The 19527-nt window shown below is 65.1% G+C and carries 16 protein-coding genes; 8 read left to right on the plus strand and 8 right to left on the minus strand.

Translation table 11 applies throughout. The annotated features are described in order from the left end of the window. Window positions 1–19 precede the first annotated feature (19 nt). The 6 genes from A7X12_RS12900 to A7X12_RS12925 all read right to left on the minus strand — a co-directional run bounded on the left by A7X12_RS12900 (window position 20) and on the right by A7X12_RS12925 (window position 6691). Window positions 20–1609 carry a DUF6438 domain-containing protein gene (locus A7X12_RS12900; protein WP_084445416.1) on the minus strand — a complete coding sequence of 530 codons (1590 nt, stop codon included), beginning with the start codon at window positions 1607–1609 and terminating at the stop codon, window positions 20–22. Between the two features lie 56 nt (window positions 1610–1665). Beyond that, complete coding sequence (locus tag A7X12_RS12905) at window positions 1666–2877, minus strand: MFS transporter (RefSeq protein ID WP_064312015.1); 1212 nt, start codon at window positions 2875–2877, stop codon at window positions 1666–1668. 172 nt (window positions 2878–3049) lie between these two features. Next, on the minus strand, window positions 3050–3442 hold the full coding sequence (locus A7X12_RS12910; protein ID WP_064312016.1) for a C-glycoside deglycosidase beta subunit domain-containing protein: 393 nt from the start codon (window positions 3440–3442) through the stop codon (window positions 3050–3052). A 13-nt stretch (window positions 3443–3455) separates the two neighbouring features. Beyond that, on the minus strand, window positions 3456–4475 hold the full coding sequence (locus tag A7X12_RS12915) for a sugar phosphate isomerase/epimerase family protein (RefSeq protein WP_064312017.1): 1020 nt from the start codon (window positions 4473–4475) through the stop codon (window positions 3456–3458). Window positions 4476–4623: 148 nt separating this feature from the next. Further along, window positions 4624–5943, minus strand: a complete 1320-nt coding sequence (locus tag A7X12_RS12920; RefSeq protein ID WP_064312018.1) for an MFS transporter — start codon at window positions 5941–5943, stop codon at window positions 4624–4626. A 7-nt stretch (window positions 5944–5950) separates the two neighbouring features. Then, window positions 5951–6691 (minus strand): TIM barrel protein, encoded by a 741-nt coding sequence (locus tag A7X12_RS12925; protein ID WP_232318496.1) that lies wholly within the window; start codon window positions 6689–6691, stop codon window positions 5951–5953. 257 nt (window positions 6692–6948) lie between these two features. Here A7X12_RS12925 and A7X12_RS12930 point away from each other — a divergent pair, with 257 nt between their 5' ends. The 4 genes from A7X12_RS12930 to A7X12_RS12945 are packed head-to-tail and all read left to right on the plus strand — an operon-like array spanning window position 6949 to window position 13030. Then, window positions 6949–9252, plus strand: a complete 2304-nt coding sequence (locus A7X12_RS12930) for a TonB-dependent receptor (RefSeq protein ID WP_064312020.1) — start codon at window positions 6949–6951, stop codon at window positions 9250–9252. A gap of 58 nt (window positions 9253–9310) precedes the next feature. Further along, entirely contained in the window at window positions 9311–9943 is a 633-nt protein-coding gene (locus tag A7X12_RS12935) for a gluconate 2-dehydrogenase subunit 3 family protein (RefSeq protein ID WP_064312021.1), read from the plus strand. A 14-nt stretch (window positions 9944–9957) separates the two neighbouring features. Next, window positions 9958–11643: a GMC oxidoreductase gene (locus A7X12_RS12940; protein WP_084445422.1), complete on the plus strand. Its 1686-nt coding sequence runs from the start codon at window positions 9958–9960 to the stop codon at window positions 11641–11643. Continuing rightward, window positions 11627–13030, plus strand: coding sequence for an MFS transporter (locus A7X12_RS12945; protein ID WP_232318497.1), 1404 nt, complete (start codon window positions 11627–11629; stop codon window positions 13028–13030). The genes A7X12_RS12940 and A7X12_RS12945 overlap by 17 nt, the downstream gene beginning before the upstream one ends. Here A7X12_RS12945 and A7X12_RS12950 read toward each other — a convergent pair. Next, complete coding sequence (locus tag A7X12_RS12950; RefSeq protein WP_064312023.1) at window positions 13018–13425, minus strand: VOC family protein; 408 nt, start codon at window positions 13423–13425, stop codon at window positions 13018–13020. The genes A7X12_RS12945 and A7X12_RS12950 overlap by 13 nt on opposite strands. Before the next feature lie 181 nt (window positions 13426–13606). Continuing rightward, a complete protein-coding gene (gene uraH / locus A7X12_RS12955) occupies window positions 13607–14002 on the minus strand; it encodes a hydroxyisourate hydrolase (protein ID WP_084445418.1) in 396 nt (131 codons plus the stop codon). Between the two features lie 97 nt (window positions 14003–14099). On the opposite strand from uraH, the gene A7X12_RS12960 reads away from it, so the two are divergent. The 4 genes from A7X12_RS12960 to cydB all read left to right on the plus strand — a co-directional run bounded on the left by A7X12_RS12960 (window position 14100) and on the right by cydB (window position 19488). Then, entirely contained in the window at window positions 14100–14972 is an 873-nt protein-coding gene (locus A7X12_RS12960; protein ID WP_232318498.1) for a LysR family transcriptional regulator, read from the plus strand. Between the two features lie 346 nt (window positions 14973–15318). Beyond that, window positions 15319–17061, plus strand: a complete 1743-nt coding sequence (gene poxB, locus A7X12_RS12965; RefSeq protein WP_064312044.1) for a ubiquinone-dependent pyruvate dehydrogenase — start codon at window positions 15319–15321, stop codon at window positions 17059–17061. Between the two features lie 13 nt (window positions 17062–17074). Then, window positions 17075–18493 carry a cytochrome ubiquinol oxidase subunit I gene (locus tag A7X12_RS12970; protein WP_064312024.1) on the plus strand — a complete coding sequence of 473 codons (1419 nt, stop codon included), beginning with the start codon at window positions 17075–17077 and terminating at the stop codon, window positions 18491–18493. After that, window positions 18490–19488, plus strand: a complete 999-nt coding sequence (gene cydB, locus A7X12_RS12975) for a cytochrome d ubiquinol oxidase subunit II (RefSeq protein WP_198162026.1) — start codon at window positions 18490–18492, stop codon at window positions 19486–19488. Before A7X12_RS12970 ends, cydB begins: the two co-directional genes overlap by 4 nt. Window positions 19489–19527: the final 39 nt, after the last annotated feature.

A 19527-nucleotide genomic window follows, 5' to 3' on the forward strand; every position in this document is an offset into this window, starting at 1 on the left:
GGGGCGGTCGCCGACCCAGTCAGGGTATCTGGTGCGCGTCCAACCAGGCAAGGGTGGCCGGCATATGGCCTTTGACGGCCTGTTGGCGGACGGTGCCGCTCGCGTCCCTGGCGCGCGGGTCGGCGCCCGCACGGAGCAGCAGCAAGGCGACCCGGTCGTCCTCCGTGGATAGCAGGGCGGTGGTGCCCTCCACGTCCCGCGCATTCGGGTTTGCGCCGTGCGCCAGCAACAGCTGCGCGAGCGCTGGAGAGTTGCAGCCCATCAATGCCGTCCAGCCGATGCTGCTTCGGGCCTCGAGTGGGACGCCGAGTTCTACCAGCGCGCGCGCGGTGGCCAGTTTCCTTTCGGGCTGCTTCTCGCAACGGGGCGCCATGCCCAAGAGTGATGTCAGCGCGCTCCCTTCCGTACCAGGCCTGCGCGGATCGGCGCCCGCCTTGACCAACGCGCGAGCGATCGCCGGACTACAGCCCAGTCGATTGAAGGCGCCGGTCAGGTCTTGTGCGGACACCAACGCAAGTGCGTCACGCGCAGATAGCGCGTCGAACAGGCGGTCGCTGCCGGCCTGGGCTGCGGCTTGCACAAGTATCGCCGCCAGTGTCCTGTTCCCTATTCGCGCACCCAGCGGTACGCCCCGGCCGACCAGCGCGATCAGGAGCTTTTCGATATCTCCGGCCGGACGATAGCCATCTAATCGGGATGCGGCAGCCGCCGTCAGCGTCGCGGCGACGGAAGTGTGATAGTTGAAACGGGCCGCGTCGAGTTCGGCCAGGGTTTCGAGATTCCCGTCCACCCATCGCGCGGTGCCCGCGACGGCATCGACGGCATCTTCCAGATCCCGAACGGCCTGGGGCATCCCGGCTTCGATGCCGATGTAATCGGTGACCGTCTTGCTAGTTTTGCCGACTTGTACCGTGAGGACCTGGGTGGGGTTATCGGTAGCCGGATAGGTATATTCGTCGCGAAGCCCAAAGAAATGTGCGTCGCGAAACCGATCGAGCAGGCGCGCCACCCCTGCCGGATCGACCCGCGCGAGGTGACGGCCAGGCAGCAGAACATTGTTGCCGATAGTATCGAGATGGGCCTGCGCTGCCGTCCCGGGGGAATGGTATTCGCCGGAGTCGAATTCGACCCGTCCGTCGCCGTGCACGGTCACGCGATAATCGGGGCATTGCCCGTAGCAGGCGGTGCGCTGGAGCGTGATCCGAAAATCTCTCGGCGCGGCGGCGGGAAATGCAATCGTCCTATTCGGTGGAATAGGCCGTCGTCGATAGGCGATGCTGACGCGACCTACCACCTGCGCGGGCCGGCCTTCGAAGGTCTGCGGACGGAACGTCCAGGCACGCACCGCCTCCATCGCCGGAGCCACATCGAGCTTTTCGAAATTGTCGATCGGTTGGGCGGCAATCACCTTTCCGGCGGTATCGATTGTCACCCGGAACGAGAGGGTGGAGAAACTGCCTTTCTCTGCAAAAACGGTTGTCTCTCCGGTACGCCGCTGATCGTCCAGCGTGTAATATCCAATCGTCGGAGCTGCATCGGTGGGACGTCGGGGAGATGCCGTGGCCACCCAGCATAGGGCGCAACCTGCCAATACAGCCGCGAATCGCATACCCCTCTCCCCCGAGCGAAGGATGGCGCTCCCGGGGGAGGGTGGCAATGTGGGAGTCAGGCTGCCGCCACCCGCAGCGGGGCACGGGTACCGAGGCCGAAGCCCACCGCTGCGCCGCAGATCCCCACCAGTCCCAGCGCCAGGAAGGCGCCCTGCATCGATCCGGCCGCACCGGCGATGTTGCCGACGATGATCGGCGAGATCGCCTGGCCGAGGAAGAAGGCGCTGGTCCAAACCCCCATGCCCCGCCCGCGATGGGCGAAGCCGAACTTGCTCTGCGACCAGGCGATCAGCGCCGGTATCGCCATGCCCGCGCCGGTTTGTTGCAGCGTCATGCCCAGCTGCATCGAGGTGACGGAGCGGGCGAGGCCGATCGCTGCCAGTCCCAGCCCGAGCATGCCGAGGAAGCTGGCGATCTGGACGGCATTGTTGAAGCGCGAGACGAGGCGAAACAGGATCGACCCCACGACAATGAACAGCGCCGGAATCACCGTGAGGGTGCTGACCTGGAGCGGATCGGTTACTCCCACTTCCTTCCAGGCGATGCTGCCGTTCACGATGAACACGTAATAGAGGACCGACGCGAACAGCGTCACCGCGGCTACCAGCATCGCTGCACCGGCAGGGAAGGGCCCCGGCGCTTCGACCGCGCTCGTGCCTTCCTGCGCCACTACCTGCTCGCGCTTGGGTTCGAACAGGAAGAAGTACATGGACAGAAAGATCGGGAAGGCGACCAGATAGACGAGGAAGCCGCCGTTCCAGCGCACTGCGGCGACGCTCGCGACCAGCACGAATACGGCCGGCTGCAGCGCGGGGCCGACGATACCCTGCAGCATCAGCCAGTTGCGGCGGCTGCGATCGGCCCAATAGTCAGCGATCAGCGTGTTGACGATCGTCAGGATGCCGGCTTCGCACACGCCCAGCGCCAGCCGGGTGGCGATGATCGAATCGAGGCTTTCGAGGAAGAAGGGCGCGGTGCCGGCGACGCCGTAGAAGAACGTGCAGGCCAGGAGGATTCGCCGACGGCCGAAGCGATCGCACAGCACGCCGGCAAAGGGTGCGAGCAGCGCGATGGCATATCCTGGCGCGGTGACCATTGCAGGCACCTTGATCGCGGCGTTGGGATCGTCGTGAAAATGGCCGATGATCGAGGCGACCACCGGGAACATGGCGATGATCGCGAACACCGGCAGAAAGCCAGCGATGATCATCGTGAAGCCCTGCGGCTTGAGCGTCAGCTCTGCCCAGAACGCGCGAATCGCCTTCATCCTCTCTCCAATCGCTCTTGCGCCGGTTTCCGAGCGCTTCCTTGTCATTGCGGAATATCAAAATAGAACGAGCATTTCAAAATCAAATTGCGACGACAGGGGACCGGGCGCACATAAAAAAACGGGCGCCGCCGGCCAGCCGGGGCGCCCCGAGGAGGAGACGGAGATGCGCTCAGGCGGCGAGCGCAAGTTCCTTTGTGTCACGGGTGGTGGGGACGAAGGGCAGGTAGCTCACCCGCATCCGCACCGCGAAGGTGATCTTGTGGGGGCCGGCTGCAAGCCCGCCTGCCTTCAGCGCGATGATCCGCGCCTTCTCGCCAAAGTTCCAGCGATCGTCATAGACCGTTTCCATCTGGTCGAGCGTGTACGTCTTGCCGCGTACCGAGAAGCGGATGTTCTCGCGCGGGATCTCCTCGCCGTCGACGCTGACCTGAATGTCCTCGATCATCGATAGGCCGAGGCCGCGATAATATGGCAGCCGTCCGAGAAAGGCGAAGCCCACCGTCGCGCCGCCTTCGACGACATTCTCGAACAGGTCGGTGCAGATCATCTTGTTGTCCATCATGGGAAGGCGCTCCTCAGGCTGCGATGGGGGTCTTGAGCGACGGCACGGCGGCTTCGCCCAGCAGCCGCGCTAGCATCACCTGCTGGCGGCGGACTTGCTCTACCGAGTCCGGTTCCTCAGCATCCTCGATCCAGCGATTGCCCTCATATTCGGAGCAGATATAACCGCTGTAGCCGCCCTTCTGGAGCACTGCGACGATCTCGTCATAAGGGATCGACGGTTCCACATAGTCGGCCGTCATCTCGTAGAACTTGCCGTGCACATTGTGGATGCGGTGCATGTAATCGAGCATCCGCTTGGGCTCGAACGCGGCATTGTGGCGCATCACCTCGGCCATGGCGATGGCCGGGCCGGTGCCGCCCATCTGCTGGACGTTGAGAATGACGTACTCGGAGAGGACGCGGTCCGCATATGCCTTCTCGACATAGTCGGCGATGTGCGTGGGCACGCCGACCCGCAGGAACTTCTCCTTCCACACGCGCGGATAGGCGTGGAGGAACATGCCCATGTCGGGGAGGAAGCCGAGCGCGTCCGATCCAGCCTTCTCGAAGGCCTCGGCATGGCGAATGATCCAGGGATGGTCGAAGTGCAGCGGCGCGTGCACCTCGATCAGGATCTTGATGTTCTTTTCTTCGGCGTAGGGCGCGGCCGCGACCAGCACCTCCGGCGCGATCGAAACCAGCGCGCGGATATACTTCATGCCCAGCCGGGCGCCGAAGTCGATATCGTTCTTCACGCTCGCGACCTGCTCGTCGAACGGCATTTCGCGGCCCTTGTAGCGCTTGTAGTCGAGCATGAAGTCGTGGCTCACCGGCGTGGTGCCATAGGCCTGCATCAGCCGGTGCCATTCGGCCACCGCCGTGTCTTCCACGCCGACTTCCGGCCAGCCCCAGAAGGTCTGTTCGCCGATGATCTCGATGCCGTTTGCACCGAGTTCGGCGCAGGTGCGCACGCAATCTTCCAGGGACATCTTGCCCTGAAACGTCTCGTTCTGGAAACTGTAGAGGCTGACGCCCCGCTTGATACCGCTCATCGCATTCACCTCTTCAAATAGCGTGGATCTCGGTGAAGCGGGGGAGGTGGCGACACCCTTGGCAGCGGGCCCGCGCCTTTCTTCAACCTCTCCCCTGGGGCGCTGCACGCCCTGATTGGAATGAATGTTCTATATTACCATCGGCGCGTCAACCCATGGTTTTACGGGAGGGCCAGAACAGGATGCACAGCGCCTGCAGCGACAGCAGCAGCAGCGGCGCGCCGTAATAGGCCCAGCGGATCGTCTGCACTGCGGCAGGGGTAACCGCCCCCGGCGCATATGCGGCATAGGCCAGCGCATAGGCGATCGCCGCCGATCCCAGCGCCATGCCTATCTTTGTGGCGAGGCTGACGCCGGCCGAAAGCAGCCCCTCGTTGCGGCTGCCGAATCGCGCTTGGTGATAGTCGACCGATTCGGCGATCATCGTGAAGATCGCGGTGATGGTGATCGAGGTCGCCATCGACGCCGCGAGGTACAGCGCCAGGAAGGCGATGGGCGACGCCTCGGCAAAGGGCAGCAGCGCGAACAGCAGCAGCGACACTCCCAACGCGCCGAGCGAGCCGCCGCGAATGCCGGTACGCGACAGGATCGGTGGCGCGACGAACGCCGCGAGCAGCAGCATGCCCGAAATCGCCGGCAGCATCACCGAGATCATCCAGGGCCGCTTGAGCACCTCGATCGCGAAGAAGGCGGTGACCGACAGCATCGCACCGAAGCGCACGAAATAGAGGAGCGTGAACAGGAAGCACACCCACCAGGCGCGGTTGCGCAGCATCTCGCCGATGGCGGTAGGGGCGGGTGCCGGGGCGGCATCGGCGTCGCCGACATGGCGCTCGCGGCAGTTACGGAACAGCGCAAGCATCGCGCCCAGCGCCAGCACGGCGAACAGCAGGGCGGTAAGCAGGAATCCCCTGCGCTCGTCACCGGCGCCCAGCAGCCCGACCAGCGGCATCGTCGCGGCCGTGCCGAGGATGACCGAGATCGACGTGCCGATCGACCGCATCGAGCCGAGCTTCAGCCGCTGGTCGGTATCCGCGGTCATCATCGGCAGCAGCGCGGTGTAGGGAATCGAGCCGAACGACATCAGCAGCCCGAGCAGATTGAAGGTTACAAAAGCCCAGGCGAGCTGCGCGTTCACGCTGCCGCCCGGCACCAGAAAGATCGCCACGAACACGACTGCATAGGGAACCGAGGTGAACAGGATATAGGGGCGGGCGCGTCCCCACCGGCTGCGCGTGCGGTCCAGCAGCACCCCCACGCCCAGATCGACGACTGCATCGAACAGCCGGGCGGTGAGGAAGATCGTGCCCACGGCCGCCACGGGCAGCCGCAGCACCACCGTGTAGTAATAGAGGAGGAAGGCCCCCACCATGTTGTAGGGGAGGCTGTAGCCGAAATCGCCGAACCCGTAGCTCAGCCGCTCGACCAGCCCCAGTCGCGGTGCGCGCGGGGGCAAGGCGACCAACATGCCGCCCTCAGAGCCCGAGCGCCGCGCGGGTCGCTGCGAGCGATTCGGCCGGGGGCAGGGTCGGCCGGTATTCCAGACCGATGGCGCCGGTATAGCCGAGGTCGCGCAGCGTCTGCATCGTTCTGGCCCAGTCGATCGTACCGGTGCCGGGCTCGTTGCGGCCGGGCATGTCGGCGACCTGGACATGGTGGACCAGATGCATGCGACCGCGCAGCACCGTTTCCATGTCCTCGCCCATCACCTGCGAGTGATAGACATCGTAGAGCAGCCGCAGATGCGTGCTGCCGACGGCCTCGACCAGGTCGAGCCCCTTGGTTGTCGACACCAGCCACATGCCGGGATGCTCGACCCGGTCGTTGAGCGGTTCGAGCACCAGCATCACGTCGGCGGCCTCGGCCAGCACGGCGGCCCGCTTGAGCGCGGCGACGGCAGCGGCGAAATGCGCCTCCTCGCTGACGCCCTCGCGGGTGAAGCCGGAGGCGATAATCATCGGCGGCGAGCCGATCGTCTTGGCGGCGGCAAGGCTTTCCTCGACCGCCTTGGCGAACTCGTCCTGCTGCGCCGGATCGACCAAGCTGCGGCGGGGATCAACGCAGGCGCCGGTCAGCCGGCTGCCGGTTTCACGCAGCGCCACGGCAACCGACTCGAGGTTCTTGTCGCGCCAGAGGTGGAACTCTCCCGCCGCATATCCTGCGCTCGCGGCGGCGCGGATGCGATCGCCCATGTCCGCGCAGGTGTCCGAAAACATCCATTCAATGCAAGGTGATAGCTGCACGTCATCCTCCCCGGAGCGGCACGCATTTCGGTTGCGCGCTCACTGCCCGCACCGCGGCGTTGCGGTGTATGAGTATTAGAATATGCATTCTGTTTGATGGGAGTCAAAGCATTTTTCCGTAGTTGAGAACGCTGATTCGAATCTGCTTGACATGGGGCGACAGACGCGATTTTTTAGAACGCATATTTTACTTCAGGTGGCGCAAAGCCGCCGAGAGCGGGAGAGAGATCATGAACGGCAGGACCGTGCTCGTGCTGATGGCGAGCGCCAGTGCGCTGGCAGGCGGCGTCGCCCAGGCGCAGACCGCGCCGCCGGCACCCCAGGACAGCACGCAGCTCACCGACGAGATCATCGTTACCGCGCAGAACCGTGCCCAGAGCGTGCAGAACGTGCCGATCGCGATCTCGGTGATTTCCGGCGATGCCCTGAAGGACAAGGGCGTCACGGACTTCACCTCGGTGCAGAAGGTCTCGCCCGCGCTGCAGGTGACCAACGATACCAACAACACGCGCGTTTCGGTGCGCGGGGTCGGCTCGCTGACCAACAACGAGGCGCAGGACCAGTCGATCGCGGTCAATATCGACGGCGAATACATCAACCGCCCAACCATCCTGAACGCGGCGATCTTCGACCTCGATCGCGTCGAGGTGCTGCGCGGGCCGCAGGGGACGCTGTACGGCCGCAACTCGACCGGTGGCGCGGTGAACTTCATTACCCGCAAGCCCGGCGACACCTTCGCGGTCAACGCGTCGGCGAGCTACGGCAATTACAATCAGGTGCTGGTGGACGGCGGCGTCGACGTGCCGCTGGGTGATGTCGGCGGGGTCCGGGTCGCCGGCTTCTACCGCTCGCATGACGGCTATACCACGCATCCGAACACGCCGTTCAGCCCGACCTCCGCCTTCACCCCCAGCAAGACGGCGGAAAGCGATACCGACAATACCGGCGGCGGTCGCGTCAGCCTGCGCCTCAAGCCCGCGGCGGGCTTCACCATCGACGCGGCGGTGGAGCATGTCGAGCAGACGCTGATCCCGGCCGCCCAGGCCTGGCAGGACATGGCGAGCGCCGCCAACAATCCGGGTTCGAGCACCACCAGCTGCGCCAATGGCTGGGCGGCGGCCTATACCGTGCCGGGCGGCGTCGGCTGCGTGCCGAATAACACCAACACGCTGTCGAAGATCGACCGCAGCAACTATGCCTCGCCACTGATCGGCGTCGGATCGCTGCATCAGATCTCGACGGCGGTGCGCGGGCGGCTCGCCTATGATTTCGGCCCCGCGACGCTCACCTATACGGGCGGCTATCGCACCACCAAGAACACCGGGCAGAATACGCTGTCACCGGCCTTCGCGTTCACCAATTTCGGCGGCCGGGTGAAGACGCAGAGCCACGAGCTGCGTCTGAACGGCAATGCGCACGGTATCGAATGGCAGACCGGTGCTTTCTATTTCCGCGAGAAGCAGAACACCAATGGCGGCCTGTACAGCCCGTTCATCGGCCCCAACGGTTCCTATGTGAATTACTTCCGCCATCCGACGCTGAGCGAAAGCGTGTCGGGTTTCGCGCAGGTGGAGGTCCCGCTCACGACCCAGCTGACCGCCGTGGGCGGCGCACGCTACACGCATGACGTTCGCAGGGCGGACTTCACCAACTATTTCTTCGCCTTCAACAGCGGGCCGATCGAGCTGACGAACCAGCCCGCCGCAACCACACCGCTGCACTATTCGGGCAGCAAGTTCACCTGGCTGGCCGGGCTCAACTACAAGCCCAATGCCGATACGCTGCTCTATGCCAAGGTTTCGACCGGCTACAAGGCGGGCGGGTTCGACGGGACGGGCAAGACCTTCAACCCGGAGAACAACACCGCCTATGAAGGCGGGGCCAAGCTGCGTTTTTCGGGCAACAACACCTTCAACGTCGCCGGCTTCTACTACGACTACAAGGATCTGCAGAACGACGTGTTGCTTAATCCCGTGGTCGGCGCGCAGACCTTCAATGCGGGCAGCGCCAAGATCTACGGGGTAGAGGCCGAAGCCAATCTGCACCCCAGTCGCGCCGACACGATTTCGCTGGCCGTGAACCTGATGCACGCGACCTATCGCAAGTTCCAGGCGAGCGTAGCGGCCTTTACCAACGGCAACGTGCCCGCCACGCCGCCCACGGTGGACCTGGGCGGAAACCGTCTGCCTCAGGCGCCCAACGCGATCGTCTCGGTCGGCTGGGACCATGTGTTCGACCTAGGGGGCGCGGGCACGATCACGGCTTCGGCCTATTCGCGCTACAAGGGCAACTATTATCTCGATTTCTACAACTACAATGACTCGAAGCAGATCGGCCATACGCAAAGCGACTTCAGCCTCGAGTACAAGCCGGCGAACAAGCACTACAGCGTGCAGGCGTTCGTGCGGAACATCGAGAACTACCGCCTGATCGCCTATGCCGGTAACACCGTGGTGCCGGGGGTGGCGAACATCTACAATTGGCAGTTCACGCCGCCACGGACCTATGGTGTTCGTCTCGGCATCGACTTCTGATCGAAAGGGGCGGCGCACGGCGTCGCCCCAGCCTCATACGCGTAAGAGAGGATCCGGGATGGCGGAACGACAGGCGGCAGGGTGGAGCCGTCGGGACTTCTTCGGCGGCGCAGCGTTGTTGGCGCTGGCGGTAGGGATTCCGGCCACCGTCGTGCGCTATTCTGACCTCGATCCTTCGGACGAGCCCAGCGACCGCCAGCGCGCGATGATCGCGCGCGTGTCGCAACTGGTGATTCCACGCACCGACACTGCCGGGGCCGGCGACGTGGGTGTCGGGGACTTCGTTATCCTCGCGCTTGCCCATGGGCTGGAGGGATCGCGCGCGCCGGTCGCCGCCGATGCGATGCCCAATCTGGCCAGCTACCAGCGGCGTGACGGATCGCTGCGCCATCTCGATTGGCTCGATACGCAGCTCGACCAGCGCGCTGCCGGCGATTTCCAGAAGGCAGATACCGGTCGCCGGGTCACGGCGTTGCAAACGCTGGACAGGGAAGCCTTTGCCGAGGGGGTTCGCCTCCATCCCTGGCGGACGATCAAGGGCCTGATCCTTACCGGCTATTACACCTCGGAGATCGGCGGGTCGAAGGAACTCAACTACGAACTGGTGCCGGGCCGCTGGGATCCGGACCTTCCGCTCAAGGCGACGGATCACGCCTGGTCGAGCGACTGGACTGCGGTGGATTTCGGCTGATGGCGGGGAAGGCGATGCAATTCGATGCGATCGTGGTGGGCTCCGGCATCACCGGCGGCTGGGCGGCCAAGGAGCTGACCGAGGCGGGCCTGCGGGTGCTGATGGTAGAGCGCGGCCGCGCCATCCGCCACCAGCAGGATTATGACACCGAGACCAAGGCACCGTGGGAAATGCCGTTCCGCGGAATCGGCGACACGGCGCGCTACCGGCAGGACTATCCGGTGCAGATGCTCAACCGGCATTTCACCGAGTTCACCGAAGGCCATTTCGTCAACGATCGCGAAAATCCCTATGCCACCGCGTCGGGGACGGACTTCACGTGGTTCCGTAGCTACCAGCTCGGTGGCCGGTCGCTGACCTGGGGGCGGCAATCCTATCGCTGGTCGGACTATGACTTCGGCGCCAACAAGCGCGACGGGCACGGGTCCGACTGGCCGATCCGCTATGCAGACCTCGCGCCCTGGTACGACCATGTCGAGAGCTTCATCGGCGTCTCCGGCGCCGCGGAGGGGCTGAAGCAACTGCCCGACGGCAAGTTCCAGCCGCCGATGGCGCTCAACGTGGTCGAGCAGCACGTCCGCGGCGTGCTGGCGGCAAAATTCCCCGGTCGCTGCCTGACGATCGGCCGTACCGCCAACCTGACCGAGGCGAAGCCCGACGAGGGCAGGGCGCAATGCCAGTACCGGAGCATCTGCGCACGCGGCTGCTCTTATGGCGCCTATTTCTCCACCCAGTCCTCCACGCTGCCGGCGGCGCAGAAGACCGGCCGGCTTACGGTGGTCACCGACGCGGTGGTGGAGAAGATCGATTACGATCCCGTCACCCGGCGCGTCACCGGCGTCCGCTGGATCGACACCGCCTCGAACCGGCGGCGCTCGGCCTCGGCGCGGATCGTGTTCCTCAATGCCGGCGCGTTCAACTCGGTGCACCTGCTGCTCAATTCGGCGAGCGAGGCGATGCCGCACGGCCTGGCAAACGAGAGCGGCGTGCTCGGCACGCACATCATGGACCATGCCAACACCCTGTCGGCGATGGCGATCATGCCGGGGTTCGAGGCGCACACCACCTTCGGCAACCGCCCGACGGGCGTGATCGTACCGCGCTACCGCAACTTGGACGTGATGGACGGCACCGGCCACACCCGCGGCTTCTCCTTCCAGGGCGGCGCGCTGCAATCGACCTGGACCGCGGGCAAGCGCGAAGCCGGAATCGGCGCGGATTACAAAGCGAAGCTGCGGCAGGTGGGGCCGTGGAAGATGGTGCTGGTAGGCTTTGCCGATTGCGTGCCGCGCGCCACCAACCGCCTGACCCTCGATGCCGTGAAGACCGATGATCGCGGGATCCCGCAGCTCAACGTGGCCTTTGCGTTCGGCAAGGAAGAGCAGGCCGCGCTCGCCCAGGCCAAGGCGGACGCAGCGGAGATGCTGACGGCAGCCGGCGGTCATGTGATCCTCGGCTTCGACCGGCCCGGCCCGGGCGGCACCGCGATCCACGAGATGGGCGGCGCGCGGATGGGCTGGGATCCGGCGAGTTCGGTGCTCAACCGGTTCAGCCAGGCGCATGCCATTCCCAATCTGTTCGTTACCGATGGCGCGCAGATGAGCAGCTCAGCCTGCCAGAACCCGTCGCTCACCTATATGGCGCTCACCGCGCGGGCCTGTTCCTACGCCGTCGAGCAGCTGCGTGCCGACAAGCTCTGACCCCGTCACCCTGACCGAGCGGCAGAAGAGCTTTGCCTTCTTCACGCTGATCATCGCGCTGGTGCTGGAGATCGTCGACGTGACGATCGTGAATACCGCGCTGCCCTCGATTCAGGCGGAATTCGACGGGTCGGGCGCGTTCGCCCAGTGGGTGGTTGCCGGCTATGTGCTGCCCTATGCCCTGCTGCTGATGCTCTCCGGCCGGTTGGGCGATCTGTTCGGCAGCCGCACGCTGTTCCTGCTCGGGGTCGCGGGCTTCACTGCCGCATCGATCGGTTGCGGGCTGGCGCCGAACGGCAACATGCTCATCGTGGCGCGGGTGCTGCAGGGGGCGGCCGGCGCGCTGATGGCGCCGCAGGTACTGGCGGTGATCCAGCAACTCTATACGCCGGTCGAGCGGATCGGGCGTCTCGCCTGGTTCGGCGTGATCGGCGGGCTGTCGTCGATCGCCGGGCCGATCCTGGGCGGCTTTCTGATCGCAGCGAATATCGGCGGCCTGGGCTGGCGCACGGTATTCCTGATCAATGGGCCGATCGGGCTGGTCGCGCTGCTTGCCGGCTGGTGGCTGTTGCCGCGCAGCCGGGGCGATGCAGCCACGCGGATCGATCTTGTCGGCACGCTGACCTTCGGAATAGCCATCCTCGCGCTGCTCTTTCCGCTGTTGCAGGCGGAGAAGGGCGGGCTGGAAGGGCCCTTGCTGGCGCTGCTGATTGCAGGCCCGCCGCTTCTGCTCGTCGCCTGGTGGATGCTGCGACGGCGTGCCGCCGCGGGCGGACCAGTGTTGTTTCCCCCGCAGCTGCTCGGTAATCCGGTGTTCCGTGCCGGTATCCTGCTGCTGCTGCTGTTCTCCGCTGCCAATACCGGCTTTCTGTTCCTGTTTGCCTATGCGCTGCAGCGGGTCGCGCATTTCTCGCCGTTCGAGACCGGGCTGATCCACATGCCGTTCAGCGTCGGGGTCATGCTGGGGATGGGCGTCATCGGCCGGCGATTGGCTCGGCGCGCGGAGAAATGGATACTCGTGATAGGGTATGGCCTGCTGGCGCTCTGCGCGACGGCGTCGCTCCTCTGGATCGACGTCGGCGGCTTGTCCCTCAGCCTGTTATTGCCGGTGCTGCTGGTAGCTGGCGCGGGGATGGGGATGAGCAGCGGCCCGGCGACTCCGCTGATCCTCGCGCGTGTGAACCGGGCGGATGCCGGATCGGCCAGCGGGATCGTCAAGACCGTGCAGCAGATGGGTGGCGTTACCGGTATCGCCTTGGTCGGCGCGGCGTTTTTCGGGATTTCGGGTTCCCGCAGTCTCGTGCCGGCGACACTGGTGATTGCCGGTCTGCTTGGCATCGGTGCTGTCTTGGCGTCCAGGTTGCCTGCGCGCATCTACGCGGACTGAAGCGATTCCTTGAGTTCGACGCGGTTGCCGTCCGGGTCCTGGAGATACAGCGATCGACCGGTGCCCTGCGCACCATAACGCGGGGCGATCGGCGGCTCCGTCAGCACGCCCCTTTCCGCAAGATGCGCGAGGAGCGCGGCCTCATCGAACGGCGCGATCTGCAAGCAGAAATGGTCGATATTGTCGCCGGCGCCGGTGCGTTCTTCGTGGCCGACAAGATCGATCATGGATGCGCCCGCCCGCAAATGCACAAGATTAAATTCCGGGCGTCGCCGATCGACGGTGCAGCCGATGACGTCGCAGTAGAAGCCGATACTACGCTCTATGTCGGCAACTCGCAGCACGACGTGATCGAGAGCCTCAAGGTGGAAGGGGGGCTTTTTGTCAGCGGACATCGTTTCTCTCCAGCGCCGACAGGATATGCAGCCCGATCACACGGGTCGAGTGTCCGTTTGGGCGCTTTCGAGCATGGGCGGAGCGTCGCGGGAATCGTCGAGAAGGGTTTCGGTGCGGCGCTCCCGAAGCAGCAATCCGTCCGCATGACGCGCAATGGCGGCGCGTCATCTCGGTCGAAACTCAATTGCCCCGGTAGGTCGAGTAGCCATACGGGCTGACGACGATCGGCACGTGATAATGCCCCTTCGGATCCTCCACGCGAAAGGTAAGCGTGATCTCCGGGAAGAAGGGGGCGGCGGCGGTATTCTGGTAGGCGGACATGTCGAATGTGAGGCGGTACACGCCCGCATCGAAGCCGGCAGCGTCGCCGAAGCTGCGGATCCGCCCGTTCGCGTCCGTCTTGGCGCTTGCGACCTGCACCCAGCGATCGTCGCCAGTCTTCTTGGACAGGGTGACCGGCACGGCCTTGCCGCCGATACCCTGGGCAAGATCGAGGACATGGGTCGAGATGTCGGCGGCCATCGCGGGCGCGGCGAGGAGCAGCAGCGGTAGCGCCACGGCGGGAAGGGTCTTCATCCTGATTCTCCAAGGTAGGGACAGGGCGCCGCCGCATGCGCGCCGGGCTGTCGGTCATTTGGGAAGCAAATCGGTCATTTGCGAATGAGATGTTTGCATGACGATCATGCGCAATCATAATCGAGACATGCTCGACCTCCGGCTGCTCCGCGCCTTTGTTGCCATTGTCGACTGCGGGGGATTCACCGCTGCCGGCGCACGCCTCCACGCGACCCAGTCCACGGTAAGCCAGCAGCTGGCGCGATTGGAGCAGGCCCTAGGGCGAACGCTTGTCGATCGGGCCTCCCGGCCCGTCCTGCCCACGCCGGGCGGCGAGCGCCTTCTTGCCCATGCGCGGCGATTGCTTGCCCTGCACGATGAGGCCGAAAAACTGCTCGCGGATCCCGCGGGGACGGCGGCGATCCGCATCGGCCTGCCCGATGATCTCGTCACGTCGGCGCTGAGCCTGGAAATCGCTAACTTCGTGGCGCACCATCGCGAGGTGCGGGTAGACATGACCACCGGCCTCAGCCGCAACCTGCTGCGCCGCTACCGAGACGGCGAGTTCGATATCGCGCTGGTCAAGGAGCCGGTCGCCGCAGCGGATGCGCGCGCTTCCTTTGTCGAGCCGCTCGCCTGGTTTCAGGCTCGCCACCATGTCGGCGATTGGCCGGCCCCGCTTCCGCTCGTGGCCTTTCCCCCCGGAGGCTTGTACCGGGACCGGATGATCGAGCGGATCCAGCAGCGCGGTTGCGGCTGGTACATCGCATTTACCGGCACCAGCCTGGGCAGCGTGCTGTCCGCGGTGGAGGCGGGGCTCGGCGTCTCGATCCTGCCGATAAGCGCCACTCGGCAGCACGCCCTGGTGCGGGCGCCCCAGTTTCCCGAAGAGACACCGCTCGTCGTTTCGCTCTATGCCTGGGAGGCGGATGGGCCTGTGGGTGCGCTGGCTGCGCGGGTGCGGGCGGTGGTCTCCCAGCGCAGCGGCTGACTGCGGGCATCTCGGCGGTTCAGACGCCACGAATGCGGGCGGCTCGCTGCCTAAATAAATAGGGACCGGGCCGCCACTTCGATACATGAAGTTCGGATTCCCTCGATCGGCCAGTCGTTACTTCCGAGGGGGCGCCAGCATACAACCATCCGGAAGTGTATCGATACTTTGGTAGTATGCTGTTCGAAATCGGCCAGAAATTCCTGCCTGATAGCCGATGTGACGCGGCTTGTTGGTTCGATTTCTTCAACGCAGGATGGTTTCAGGCAAGAACCGCTGCGGTGCGGCCATCATCTTCCAAGCCGTGAAGTGGTCTTACCCGACCGCGCAGCTTGCGAGGAAGATAATGACGAAGCGTGTTGCAGATCTGGTTACCGAAGTTCTGGCGAACGCCGGCGTCCGCCGCATCTTCGGTGTGGTGGGAGACAGCCTGAACGGCATCACGGAATCGTTGCGCAAGCGCGGCGACATCGAGTGGATTCACACCCGACATGAGGAAGCGGCAGCCTTCGCCGCGGGGGCCGAAGCCGCGCTGACCGGCCGGCTGGCGGTTTGTGCAGGTTCGTGCGGGCCGGGCAATCTGCATCTGATCAATGGCCTGTTCGACTGCCATCGTACACGCGTGCCGGTCCTCGCCATCGCCGCGCATATTCCCTCCGCAGAAATCGGCCGCGGCTATTTCCAGGAAACCAAGCCCGAGGCACTGTTCCAGACGTGCAGCCACTTCTGCGAGACGGTGTCGCACCCGTCGCAGCTGCCTGGTGTCCTCGAGTCCGCGATCCGCGCGGCGGTGGGACATCGCGGCGTCGCGGTTATCGTGCTTTCGGGCGACGTCGCGCTGGAAGATGTGCATGCGACGCTTTCCGCGCCCCAGTCGCTCGCGCTTGCCGCACCGGTGGTGACGCCGGCCGTGCCCCAGCTGGATGCGCTGGCAGATTTGCTCAACGGCAGCGCGCGGACCACCTTGTTCTGCGGCCGCGGTTGCGCCGGCGCACATGATGCGGTGATCGCGCTCGCCGAACGGCTGAAGGCGCCCATCGTCCATGCGTTCGGCGGCAAGGAACATGTCGAATGGGACAATCCCTACGACGTGGGCATGACCGGCCTGATCGGATTTTCCTCCGGCTATCATGCGATGATGGGCTGCGACACGCTGCTGATGCTCGGCACCGATTTCCCCTATCGCCAGTTCTACCCGACCGAGGCGAAGATCGCGCAGATCGACCTCTTGCCGGAAAATCTCGGCCGTCGCACGACACTCGACCTCGGCATCCTGGGTGATGTGAAGGCGACCATCGAAGCGCTGTTGCCGAAGCTCGACGCGCGCGAAGACCGATCGCATCTCGATGACAGTCTGGCCGATTATCGCGAGGCGCGCCGCGGGCTCGACGATCTCGCTGTCGGCAAACCGGGGCACAAGCCGATTCACCCGCAATATCTCACCCGCCTGGTCAGCGAGGCGGCCAGCGACGATGCGGTGTTCAGCTTCGACGTTGGCACGGTCACGGTATGGGCGGCGCGCTATCTGAAGATGAACGGGCGGCGGCGGCTGCTCGGCTCGCTCGCGCACGGCTCGATGGCCAATGCCATGCCCCAGGCGATCGGCGCGCAGGCGGCCTTTCCGGACCGGCAGGTGATCAGCCTGTCGGGCGATGGCGGTTTCGCGATGCTGATGGGCGATTTCCTGACGCTGCGGCAGCACGACCTGCCGGTGAAGGTGATCGTCTACAACAACGGTTCGCTCGGTTTCGTCGCGCTGGAGATGAAGGGCGGCGGCTTCCTCGAGTTCGGCACCGATCTCAACAACCCCGATTTCGCCGCGATGGCGCGCGCCGTCGGCATCCACGCGATCCGCGTGGAGGATCCGGGCGAACTGGAGGCGGCGATCCGCGACGTGCTGGCGCATCCCGGCCCTGCGTTGCTCGACGTGGTGACCAACCACCAGGAACTGTCGATGCCGCCGCATATCGAGGGCGAGCAGGTGAAGGGCTTCGGGCTCTGGACGCTGAAGGCGGTGATGAACGGGCGCGGCGACGCGGTGATCGATCTCGCGGTGCATGGCCAGCTCGCCCGATCCTTGCTCGGTTGAGGAGGGCGGCCCCATGGACGCGACCGCGCTGCTCCTGTCCCGGCTGCAATTCGCCGGGACGGTTTCCTTCCACATCCTTTTCCCTGCCTTCACGGTCGGGCTGGCGGCTTGGCTTTGCGTCCTGGAAGGGACTTGGCTCGCCACCGGCAAGCCGGTCTATCGGCGCCTATCCGATTTCTGGCGCAACATCTTCGCCGTGGCGTTCGCGCTGGGCGTTGTGTCCGGCATTGTCATGGCCTTCCAGTTTGGCACCAACTGGAGCGAGCTCTCCCGCCGCACCGGTGCCATCCAGGGGCCGCTGCTCGCCTATGAGAGCTTCACCGCCTTTGCCCTGGAGGCAAGTTTCTTCGGCGTGCTTATGTTCGGGCGCGATCGCGTGCCGCGCTGGGTATATTTCCTCGCCTGCCTGATGGTGGCGCTCGGCACTACGCTGTCGTCGTTCTGGATCATGGTCAACAACAGCTGGATGCAAGCGCCGGTCGGCTTCGCACAGGGGCCGGACGGGAGCTTCGTGCCGACGGACTGGCGGGCGATCCTGCTGAGCCCGGTGGTTTGGGTCCGCTTTCCGCATATGCTGCTGGCGGCCTATATCACTTCCGCCTTCTGCATCGCTGCGACGGGTGCCTGGCACATGCTGCGAGGGCGGTTCCTGCGCGACGCCCGCACGATGATGGGAATGGGCCTCGGCCTCGCCGCGGTGCTGGTGCCGGTGCAGCTGGGTTTCGGCCATCTCGTCGGCGACTATGTCCATGATCGCCAGCCGGCGAAGTTCGCTGCGATCGAGGCCCGCTGGCACGACGAGCAACCCGCGTCGGAGGTGCTGATCGCGTGGCCGGACGATAAGGCGGAGCGCAATCGGCTTGCCGTCACCATCCCCTATGCCGGCAGCCTGATCGGTTCGGCGAGCCTCACCTCGCGCGAAGTGGGGCTGACCGATTTTCCCGCGAACGAGAGGCCGCCGGTGGCGGTGCCGTTCTTCGCCTTTCGCGTGATGGTCGGCTGCGGCCTGCTGATGCTGGCGATCGCTTGGATCGGAAGCGTGCAGCTGGCGCGCGGTCGGATAGGGCAGCAGCGCTGGCTGCTCTGGGCCATCTTTCTCTCGTTCCCGCTCGGCTTCGTGGCGACGGTGACCGGCTGGTTCGTCGCCGAGGTGGGGCGCCAGCCCTGGACGGTCTATGGCCAGCTGCGCACGGCGGACTCCGTAACGCCGTTCCTGACAACCCCAGAGCTGATCGCGACGTTGCTGCTGTTCTGCCTCGTCTATGGTGCGATCTTCGCGTTCGGCACGCTGTATCTCTATCGCCTGCTGCGCCGCGGACCGGTCATCTGCCGCGATCCTGCAATGGGCAGCACCAACCCAAAGCGCCCGCTCTCCATCCCGGCCGACCTGCCGAGCGACGAGATCGAAGGCGCCGATCGGGAGTATGCATGATGGATAGCTTCTGGATCGGCGCGCTGGCGCTGACGATCTTCCTGTACGTTATCCTGGACGGGTTCGATCTGGGCGTGGGCATGTTGCTGCCGTTCGCCCGCGGTGGCCGTGGCCGGAGCGAAATGTTCGCCTCGATCGCGCCCGTCTGGGACGGCAACGAGACCTGGCTGGTGCTGAACGGCACGATCCTGTTCGGCATGTTCCCGCTCGTCTACGCGACGCTGCTCTCGGCCTTTTACCTGCCGCTGATGCTCATGCTGGCGGCGCTGATCCTGCGGGGCGTGTCCTTCGAATATCGGGAGAAGGCAGTCCACACCCGCGCATTGTGGGAGGCGTGTTTTATCGGTGGCTCCTTCGTGGCGACGCTGATCCAGGGGACGGCCGTCGGTGCGCTCGTGGTCGGGTTGCCGATGGAGGGCACGCGGTATGTCGGCGGGGCCTTTGGCTGGTTCTCGCCCTTCGCGCTGTTGTGCGGCGTGGGGCTGTGCCTGGGGTATATGCTGATCGGCGCGGGTTGGTTGACCTACAAGACCGGGGACGCGGTGGCGGGCTTCGCCTTTCGCCTTATCCCCTGGCTGCTGACCGGGGTATTGGTGTTCCTTGCGATCGCCTTTGTTGTCGCGCTGCACCTCGACCTTTCGGTGATGCGGCTGTGGAGCACGCGCCCGCTGCTGTTCTGCTTCCCCGCGCTCGGCCTGCTGGCGGCCATCGGCATGATCTGGGCCGTTCGCCATCGCCGTCCGCTGATGCCGTTTCTGTTCGGCGTGACGCTGTTTGCGGCCGCGTTTGCGACGCTGGGATTCTCCTTCTACCCCTACATGATCCCATTCGCGATCACCGCAAGCCAGGCGGTCGCGCCGCCTTCGAGCGTCGCTTTCCTCTTCTACGGCGCAGGTCTGTTCGTCCTGCCCCTGACCCTTGTCTACACGCTTGTCGTCTACTTCGTGTTCAAGGGGCGTGTCGGCGCTGGGAGCGGTTATGGCGCGGAGAGGTGATCGCGTATTCCGGTCCTCTTGCGCCGGGGCGATGGGCAG

Origin of the sequence: Sphingomonas sp. TDK1 (genome assembly GCF_001650735.1) — a bacterium.
Classification (GTDB): domain Bacteria; phylum Pseudomonadota; class Alphaproteobacteria; order Sphingomonadales; family Sphingomonadaceae; genus Sphingomonas.

What these genes read in the sequence shown, in the direction of transcription:
- A7X12_RS12900 (WP_084445416.1), bottom strand. Translation starts at nt 1,609, where the DNA reads ATGCGATTCGCGGCTGTATTGGCAGGTTGCGCCCTATGCTGGGTGGCC.
- A7X12_RS12905 (WP_064312015.1), bottom strand. Translation starts at nt 2,877, where the DNA reads ATGAAGGCGATTCGCGCGTTCTGGGCAGAGCTGACGCTCAAGCCGCAG.
- A7X12_RS12910 (WP_064312016.1), bottom strand. Translation starts at nt 3,442, where the DNA reads ATGATGGACAACAAGATGATCTGCACCGACCTGTTCGAGAATGTCGTC.
- A7X12_RS12915 (WP_064312017.1), bottom strand. Translation starts at nt 4,475, where the DNA reads ATGAGCGGTATCAAGCGGGGCGTCAGCCTCTACAGTTTCCAGAACGAG.
- A7X12_RS12920 (WP_064312018.1), bottom strand. Translation starts at nt 5,943, where the DNA reads ATGTTGGTCGCCTTGCCCCCGCGCGCACCGCGACTGGGGCTGGTCGAG.
- A7X12_RS12925 (WP_232318496.1), bottom strand. Translation starts at nt 6,691, where the DNA reads ATGTTTTCGGACACCTGCGCGGACATGGGCGATCGCATCCGCGCCGCC.
- A7X12_RS12930 (WP_064312020.1), top strand. Translation starts at nt 6,949, where the DNA reads ATGAACGGCAGGACCGTGCTCGTGCTGATGGCGAGCGCCAGTGCGCTG.
- A7X12_RS12935 (WP_064312021.1), top strand. Translation starts at nt 9,311, where the DNA reads ATGGCGGAACGACAGGCGGCAGGGTGGAGCCGTCGGGACTTCTTCGGC.
- A7X12_RS12940 (WP_084445422.1), top strand. Translation starts at nt 9,958, where the DNA reads ATGCAATTCGATGCGATCGTGGTGGGCTCCGGCATCACCGGCGGCTGG.
- A7X12_RS12950 (WP_064312023.1), bottom strand. Translation starts at nt 13,425, where the DNA reads ATGTCCGCTGACAAAAAGCCCCCCTTCCACCTTGAGGCTCTCGATCAC.
- uraH (WP_084445418.1), bottom strand. Translation starts at nt 14,002, where the DNA reads ATGAAGACCCTTCCCGCCGTGGCGCTACCGCTGCTGCTCCTCGCCGCG.
- A7X12_RS12960 (WP_232318498.1), top strand. Translation starts at nt 14,100, where the DNA reads ATGACGATCATGCGCAATCATAATCGAGACATGCTCGACCTCCGGCTG.
- poxB (WP_064312044.1), top strand. Translation starts at nt 15,319, where the DNA reads ATGACGAAGCGTGTTGCAGATCTGGTTACCGAAGTTCTGGCGAACGCC.
- A7X12_RS12970 (WP_064312024.1), top strand. Translation starts at nt 17,075, where the DNA reads ATGGACGCGACCGCGCTGCTCCTGTCCCGGCTGCAATTCGCCGGGACG.
- cydB (WP_198162026.1), top strand. Translation starts at nt 18,490, where the DNA reads ATGATGGATAGCTTCTGGATCGGCGCGCTGGCGCTGACGATCTTCCTG.